At 37.4% G+C, this 3,229-nt stretch carries 2 protein-coding genes; both read left to right on the top strand.

The features are described 5' to 3' along the window. On the top strand, positions 1-1,610 hold a 1,610-nt coding region (locus AC1DPQ_RS22435), incomplete at its 5' end, for a SusC/RagA family TonB-linked outer membrane protein (protein WP_477610926.1). A gap of 19 nt (positions 1,611-1,629) precedes the next feature. Continuing rightward, positions 1,630-3,229 (top strand): SusD/RagB family nutrient-binding outer membrane lipoprotein (locus AC1DPQ_RS22430; protein WP_477610925.1); only part of this gene is annotated, 1,600 nt, incomplete at its 3' end.

Here is a 3,229-nt window from a genome sequence, read left to right as displayed (position 1 = left end):
ACTCTATTGGGAACTCAATTAATCCAGCATCAACAACTGCCTATCCAAATTTAGGTGAACGTACTGATGCGGTTTATTTGTATGGTGATATTACCTGGAAAAACATGTTAACTTTAAATTTTAGTGGAAGAAATGACTGGTCATCGGCATTAACCTATAAAGACGGCCATGGTAATTATTCGTACTTCTATCCAAGTGTAGRTTTGGCATGGATATTCACAGAATTACCTGCATTCAAAGATAATTCGATATTATCTTTTGGTAAGTTAAGAGCATCATATTCTTACACAGGTTTATCGGCTCAGCCACAATATACTAATACAGCCGGCTACTATAGATTACAAGATGGTACTTTCAGTAATGCGAATGGTGGTAACCAGTCGGTTTATGGGTTTAGCGACAATATTCTTAAAAACAACAATTTAAAGAATGAGTTAACCAAGGAACTTGAAATTGGAACCAATTTAGGTTTCTTAAAAAACCGTATCAACATTGATTTTGCTTATTATAAGAAAAATTCTTATAATCAAATTTTAAGTTTTGCATTACCACAAGAGTCTGGAGTGAGTTCACAAGCTTTAAATGCGGGTAATATCCAAAATCAAGGTATCGAGATCTTGGTTACTGGAAAACCAATCGTATCAAAAGATTTTAATTGGAATGCTTCAGTTACTTTTACGCGGAACCGCAACAAAATATTGGAATTGGCACCTGGTGTTGAAAATTACGACCTGGATTTAGCTTTTGGTAACGACATCACTTCAGTAGCCAGAGTAGGCGAACAATATGGTTCATTGATTACTGGATATGGTTATTCATATTATCAAAAGAAAGATGCAAGCGGTAATCCAATTGCCAGTCCAAATAATGGTAAAAAAGTATTAGGTAATACTGGTTATGGAACTACCGGTGGTTATTACACCTATGTAAGATCGCAGGATTATGATGGTACAAAGAAAAATTTAGGTACTATGATGGAGAAATATCTTGCCAGTACCAGACAAGAATTATCTTATAAAAACTTTACATTAAGTTTTCAAATTGATGCTAAAATTGGTGGTTTAATGGCCTCTGGAACCCATCAATATGGATCAGCTAACGGTTCGTTTGCCAATTCACTTTTTGGTAGGGATGAAGGCTCAGGTGGTGTAACTTATACCGATGCAAACGGCGTAGTACAGCATGATGGTATTATTCCTGATGGTGTATTGAATGATGGATTAAAAGCCAATGGAGTAGATTTAGGTGGAATGACCTATGCAGATGCTGTTAAACAAGGTTTATTAAAACCAATACCAGCTTATGCATATTATGAAAATTTAAGTCAATGGTCTAGTGGTATCAGAGAGTATTCGGTATTTGAAAATTCTTGGGTGGCGCTTCGCGAAGTAACTGTAGGATACACCGTGCCTAGCAAATATTTAAGTAAATTGAAAATAAATACTTTAAGTTTAAACTTAACAGGTAGAAATCTAGCCTATTTGTATAAAACGGCTAAGGATGGTATTAATCCTGAAAGTATTTTTAGCAATAGAGCAGGTGCTTTTGCTGAATATGGTGGCTGGCCTTTGGTTAGAAGTTTAGGTTTTAATGTTAGGGCATCGTTCTAATTATTTAAAAAATACAGATATGAAGACTATAAATAAAACAAAAATATATTTCCTGATGGTTTCAGCTTTGCTTGTAGTGGGCGGTTGTAAAAAGGAAAGCTTTGTAGAAGCAAATTTGAACCCTACGACCTTATACGAGGTTAAACCTGAAGATCAGTTTCTTCGTGCGGCAGTGGGTTCGCAAGATGATTTCGAGTATTTTGCCGATGTTTATCGCGCAGCCAATCTATGGATGCAATACGCTACCTTAAGTACAGGAAATGGATTGAATTTTAACAATGTTGGTTCACAATTCAATACCCGTTACGGTAAAATATTTTACGGCAGATTAGGCCCGGCCTTAATCGATGCTATAAAAAATATCGAACAAATGCCTGATGCAGATAAAAATGCAAGAATACACATGAAAGCAATTTCGCAGATACTTTTATCGTATTATGCATTTTATGTGAGCGATATCAATGGAAGCATACCTTATGCTCAAGCTTTTCAAGCGAGGTATGGGGGTACCACAACTCCAGCATATGATACTCAACAAGCAGTATTTGCAAAAGTTGATGCGGAATTGAAAGCAGCTGTAGCTACTTTGAAAACCACACCAGCAGGTCAGATCAGTCTTGCCGGAAATGATCCCTATTTCAATGGTGATGCAACACTTTGGGCTAAAGCAGCAAACGCTTTACGTCTGAAAATAGCTATTCGCTTAATAAAAGTTGATCCAACTAAAATGAAAGCAATTGCTACCGAAGTTTTAGCAGATCCAGTGCAGATGGCAAATGTTAACGATTCATGGATGCTTAAGGTTGGCCCATCTTATGCAGATGGTGGTGGAAACTTTAGTCCGTCGAATTTCGCAGCAGGTAAACCTGTATTAGATTTTATGGTTACAAAAGGCGACCCTAGATTATCGGCCTTCTATCGTCCAAACGCAGCAGGAAATTATGTAGGAAGTTTTACTAGTCCAGACGATGCAAAATTACCTGCAAATGTACCATTATATGCATCTATAAATAATTTATCACAGTTGCAACACAGGTTATTTACACCTAATTATAACGAAGCCGATGGCTTAGGTGCTGGTACAGGCAAAGGATTTTACCCTGTTTTAACTTATGCAGAATATTGCTTTCTACGTGCAGATCTTGCAGCCCGTGGTGTCACTACAGATGTGGCTGAAACATGGTATAAAAATGGAGTTTATGCATCAGTTCAATTCTATAGCGATAGGGCTGTTGATGCCAAAGTATCTAACTTTAATGCAGTGACTACTCCGGCTATTGATACCTACTATAACACAGTTGGTATTAAATACGATGCAACTAAGGCAACTGATCAAATCGCTTGTCAGGCTTATCTTGATCTTTATAGACAACCATTAGAAGCATGGGCCTGGTGGAAAAGAACTGGCTTCCCGAACACTACCTCGGTTTTAGCATGGTCGGAATTAAAAGGTAATGGAAGTGTATTACCATTAGCTCGTAGAGCTGGTATAGACTTGTTAAGTACTACCAATTTAAACTATGCAAATCAGCAAGCTGCGATTGCTGAAATGGCTAAAAACCCTGATTTTGGTGCCGGACCAAATGATCCTTTTGGCCGTGTTTGGTGGGATAAAAAAT

This window comes from Pedobacter sp. 01T416_2 (genome assembly GCF_056398925.1).
The sequence above is the reverse complement of the archived record's forward strand: the minus strand, read 5'-3'. Positions and strand labels throughout refer to the sequence as shown.